Source organism: Mangrovibacterium sp. (assembly GCF_041596335.1).
Classification (GTDB): domain Bacteria; phylum Bacteroidota; class Bacteroidia; order Bacteroidales; family Prolixibacteraceae; genus Mangrovibacterium.
Window position 1 is genome coordinate 1 of sequence record NZ_JBFHIT010000105.1, and the last position, 3,816, is coordinate 3,816.

6 protein-coding genes and 2 tRNA genes are annotated in these 3,816 nt (G+C 41.0%); 4 read left to right on the top strand and 4 right to left on the bottom strand.

Annotation, left to right across the window (positions count from 1 at the left end):
• Positions 1-58: 58 nt before the first annotated feature.
• The 3 genes from ABZD21_RS19680 to ABZD21_RS19690 all read left to right on the top strand — a co-directional run bounded on the left by ABZD21_RS19680 (position 59) and on the right by ABZD21_RS19690 (position 1,845).
• Positions 59-670, top strand: coding sequence for an FKBP-type peptidyl-prolyl cis-trans isomerase (locus tag ABZD21_RS19680; protein WP_372776843.1), 612 nt, complete (start codon positions 59-61; stop codon positions 668-670).
• An 18-nt stretch (positions 671-688) separates the two neighbouring features.
• Entirely contained in the window at positions 689-1,387 is a 699-nt protein-coding gene (locus tag ABZD21_RS19685; RefSeq protein WP_372776844.1) for an FKBP-type peptidyl-prolyl cis-trans isomerase, read from the top strand.
• A gap of 104 nt (positions 1,388-1,491) precedes the next feature.
• Positions 1,492-1,845: a DUF3127 domain-containing protein gene (locus ABZD21_RS19690; RefSeq protein ID WP_372776845.1), complete on the top strand. Its 354-nt coding sequence runs from the start codon at positions 1,492-1,494 to the stop codon at positions 1,843-1,845.
• A 50-nt stretch (positions 1,846-1,895) separates the two neighbouring features.
• Here the strand turns inward: ABZD21_RS19690 and ABZD21_RS19695 are convergent, their stop codons facing one another.
• Together ABZD21_RS19695 and ABZD21_RS19700 are read right to left on the bottom strand one after the other, a co-directional pair.
• Positions 1,896-2,309, bottom strand: a complete 414-nt coding sequence (locus ABZD21_RS19695) for a hypothetical protein (RefSeq protein WP_372776846.1) — start codon at positions 2,307-2,309, stop codon at positions 1,896-1,898.
• A 12-nt stretch (positions 2,310-2,321) separates the two neighbouring features.
• Positions 2,322-2,897, bottom strand: coding sequence for an RNA polymerase sigma factor (locus ABZD21_RS19700; protein ID WP_372776847.1), 576 nt, complete (start codon positions 2,895-2,897; stop codon positions 2,322-2,324).
• Positions 2,898-3,041: 144 nt separating this feature from the next.
• Here ABZD21_RS19700 and ABZD21_RS19705 point away from each other — a divergent pair, with 144 nt between their 5' ends.
• The gene (locus ABZD21_RS19705) at positions 3,042-3,368 is read left to right on the top strand and encodes a DUF6249 domain-containing protein (RefSeq protein ID WP_372776848.1); all 327 of its coding nucleotides are present in this window, start codon (positions 3,042-3,044) and stop codon (positions 3,366-3,368) included.
• 232 nt (positions 3,369-3,600) lie between these two features.
• Here the strand turns inward: ABZD21_RS19705 and ABZD21_RS19710 are convergent.
• A tRNA-Asp gene (locus ABZD21_RS19710) sits at positions 3,601-3,674 on the bottom strand.
• Between the two features lie 26 nt (positions 3,675-3,700).
• A tRNA-Asp gene (locus ABZD21_RS19715) sits at positions 3,701-3,774 on the bottom strand.
• Positions 3,775-3,816: the final 42 nt, after the last annotated feature.

The following is a 3,816-nucleotide window of genomic DNA, read 5'->3' on the forward strand; positions in this document are numbered from 1 at the left end:
ATAAAAAAGTTCAGTTTCAAAATTTAATCTATCTTCGTAGTTCTTTAAAAAATAGGATATGTCAGAACAAAAAACAAACAAACGTCTGGAAGATTTTAGCTATGCTTTAGGACTAAGCATTGCAAGCAATCTGATACAATCAGGCGTAAAAACAGTCGATCCGGTAAATTTCATGAGCGCTATTGAAGACGCATTTACCGGAAAACAACCCAAATTAAGCGTTGAGGAAGCCAATAAAATTCTTCAGGAATTTATGTCGGAACAACAAAGCGGCGAAGGCAATAAAAATTTAGAAGAAGGAATGAAATTCCTTTCGGAAAACCTGAACGACTCCAAAGTAGTTGAAACTGCCAGTGGCTTGCAATATAAAGTCTTGGTTGATGGTGATGGCGAAAAACCAGCCCCAACCGACGAAGTACGTTGCCATTACCATGGAACACTGATTGACGGAACTGTTTTCGACAGCTCGGTACAACGTGGCGAGCCGGCTGTATTCCCGGTTAATGGTGTTATTCAGGGATGGGTTGAAGCCCTCCAAATGATGACTGTAGGTTCAAAATGGAGATTATTTATCCCTTCGGATTTGGCTTATGGAGAACGTGGTGCGGGAGGTTCAATTGGCCCGAACACAACCTTAATTTTTGATGTGGAATTATTGGAAATTGTCTAATATAATTTAAAACGAAAAATGAATTTTAAACCTGTTCTTGTAGCAGTAGCCGCTGTAACTGTATTTGCAGCTTGCCAACCAAATGGTAGCTCTACTGTAAAATTAACCAACTCATCCGATTCAACCAGCTACGCCTTAGGCGTTTTAATTGGTGAAAACAACAAGCAAAACATCGATCAAACTCCAGGCGCCAAAGACCTGAATATGGATGTGATGGTCAATGCATTTGGAAAACAAATCAAAGGTGAAGAAACTGAAATCACATCAGAAGAAGCCCGCACGATTGTTCAGGAGTATTTCCAAAGTATGGCTGAACGTGAAGCAGAAGAAAACATCAAAAAAGGTGAAGATTTCTTGGCTGCCAACAAAGAAAAACCTGGTATTACAACCACCGAAAGTGGTCTTCAATATGAAATTTTAGTTGAAGGAACAGGTTCGAAACCAACAGCAGAGCAAACTGTAAAGTGCCACTACACCGGTACGCTGATTGATGGAACCGTTTTCGACAGTTCAGTTGAACGTAACGAACCGGCAACATTCCCAATCAACGGTGTTATTCCGGGATGGACTGAAGCTTTACAATTGATGCCTGTAGGATCGAAGTGGAAATTATATATCCCAAGTGAATTGGCTTATGGCCAACGTGGCGCAGGTGGCGACATCGGTCCAAACGAAACATTAATCTTCGAAGTGGAATTGCTCGAAATTGGGGAATAATTCCAACTCTTGATAACTTTTTAAAATCCCCCGGAGATTCACTTTCGGGGGTATTTTTTTATCTGTACTTTTGACCTTCAATCGACAATTATTGCAAAAGAAATATGGAAATTAAAGGAAGACTCAACCAGATTCTACCTGCTACGTCAGGAGTTAGCAAGGCTGGTAACGAATGGAAAAAACAGGAATTCGTGATCGAAACACAAGATCAATTCCCCAAACAAATCTGCTTTACCTTATTCGGCGACAAAATTAGTCTAATCGAAGGGTATCAGTCGGGAACCGAAATTAACGTGTTTTTCGACGTAGAAAGCCGCGAATTCAACGGTCGTTGGTATCACAACATTAACGCATGGAAAGTTGAACCGGTTGGTGCGGTGAGTGGAGCTGTTCCTCCACCATTCACTCCTGGCGACATTCCGCCAGAACCGGCAGAAGGCGATGATTTGCCATTCTAAATAGAAGCTAAAACAAAGAGCGGATCCTGCATAGAATCCGCTCTTTGTTTTTATGCCTTTGCTCTATTTCGCTGGTATTGAATAATCTGATCAAGAAACAAAAGTATGGTTACCGCCAATAATGCAAGAATCAAGATCGGAGGAATCTGATCGACGTAACCACTTAAATCCTGCTTCAATTGAGTTAGTACATTCCATTCGGCCTGCGGAATATCATTCCACAAATCCGTCAAACGCCATCGACTCCCAGCTTCGCCATTGCCATTAAAAAGGGCATACACCAGCAATGATCCAAACAGGAACACAAATGATTTGAAAAACCACTTGCCAAACACCGGCTTGTACTCAACCACCGGAACCTGCTGATGAATTTCATCCATCACCCGTTTCGAAAAATCGATCGGTGCCCTTTGCGGCCGATAATGCTTCATTAGTTCCCTGAAGTGTTCGTCTTGTGTATTCATGACCGTACTTATTTAAGCAGTTGTAAAAATATCCTCTTGCCAGGATTCATGTAATAAATCGTACATTTTTTTTCGTGCCCGGTGAATTTTCACTTTCACGTTACTTTCACTCAAACCCGTTATGTGGCTAATCTCTTCCACTTTCTGATCCTCATAATAGTATAGGGTAATTAGGATCTGTTCCATTTCCGGCAGTTTTGAAAGTGCTTCATTTAGCGATTTTTCAATCAATTCTTTGTCCATATCCACCATCTGGTTCATCAGCCATTCCTCATCCCGGTTACTCAATCGTTGTTCATCCATCGACCGCACTTCCAGTCTCCGCTTCCGCAGGATACTAATGCTACCGTTGTAGGTAATCCGGTACAACCAAGTTGAAAATTTTGACTTTTGCTTGTACGAACTTAACGAACGATAGGCCTTCACAAAACTGTCTTGAGCCAATTCTTCGGCATCTTCTGCATTTCGAAGCATTTTCAATGCCAAACCATATACCATATCCTGATATTTCTCCACAAGGTATGAAAAGGCGGAAGCATCACCTTCCAGTACTTTTGCAATATAATATTGGTCGTCGATAACGCTCATACATGCCATATGACGTGAACTTGCCAACTTGGTTACAAATTATATAAAAAAAAGAAAACGAGCTTTGCCTTGTAACCGGATAAAGGTTTCTGCGTCATAAGACCGAATACAGAATCAAAAAAAAACAATTTAAAAATAAATACCATGAACGAAGAGATTCTTATCCCGATTAGCTTTTTCGCTTTAATATTCGCAATGTTCTATATTTTCTTTATGACAAGAAATAAAGAGCGGATGGCAATGATCGAAAAAGGCGTTGATCCAATACAATTCAAAGGCAAATTACCGAACACAATGTTTCTAACCTTAAAAACGGGCTTGCTGTTTATTGGTGTCGCTTTAGGTGTATTGTTCGGATATCTTTTAACAAACACCGGTATGGAAGAGGGCTCGGCTTATGTGTCGATGATTTTTCTCTTTGGAGGAATTGGCCTTGTTGTTGGGTACATTATCCAATCGAAAAAGCCATAACTAATAAAGACTTCCTGACTAAAATAAGGTCATCCGGCAATAGCAGGCTGACCTTATTTTGCATTGCACGTTCCTTCGAGCCCTTGATTTAGAAATTGAATGATCCATTAATTTCCCGATCGTGAAATTCCAGTTTTAAAGCTTTCGAAGATTAACACTGAATTGAAGATTCTACTCCTCCTCAATAGCCTTAAAAACAAAAAGGGTCTCTCATTTCTGAGAAACCCTCTTGCGGTGCGGACGGGATTCGAACCCGCGACCCCCGGCGTGACAGGCCGATATTCTAACCAGCTGAACTACCGCACCATTTAGTACTTTTTTCAATCGATTTGCGGTGCGGACGGGATTCGAACCCGCGACCCCCGGCGTGACAGGCCGATATTCTAACCAGCTGAACTACCGCACCAAATTGGTTGTTTTTTTGTCGATTTTAAAAGTACTTTTTAAA

Bases quoted from the DNA above. Each gene is read 5' to 3' on its own strand.
- ABZD21_RS19680 (WP_372776843.1), top strand. From the start codon at position 59: ATGTCAGAACAAAAAACAAACAAACGTCTGGAAGATTTTAGCTATGCT.
- ABZD21_RS19685 (WP_372776844.1), top strand. From the start codon at position 689: ATGAATTTTAAACCTGTTCTTGTAGCAGTAGCCGCTGTAACTGTATTT.
- ABZD21_RS19690 (WP_372776845.1), top strand. From the start codon at position 1,492: ATGGAAATTAAAGGAAGACTCAACCAGATTCTACCTGCTACGTCAGGA.
- ABZD21_RS19695 (WP_372776846.1), bottom strand. From the start codon at position 2,309: ATGAATACACAAGACGAACACTTCAGGGAACTAATGAAGCATTATCGG.
- ABZD21_RS19700 (WP_372776847.1), bottom strand. From the start codon at position 2,897: ATGAGCGTTATCGACGACCAATATTATATTGCAAAAGTACTGGAAGGT.
- ABZD21_RS19705 (WP_372776848.1), top strand. From the start codon at position 3,042: ATGAACGAAGAGATTCTTATCCCGATTAGCTTTTTCGCTTTAATATTC.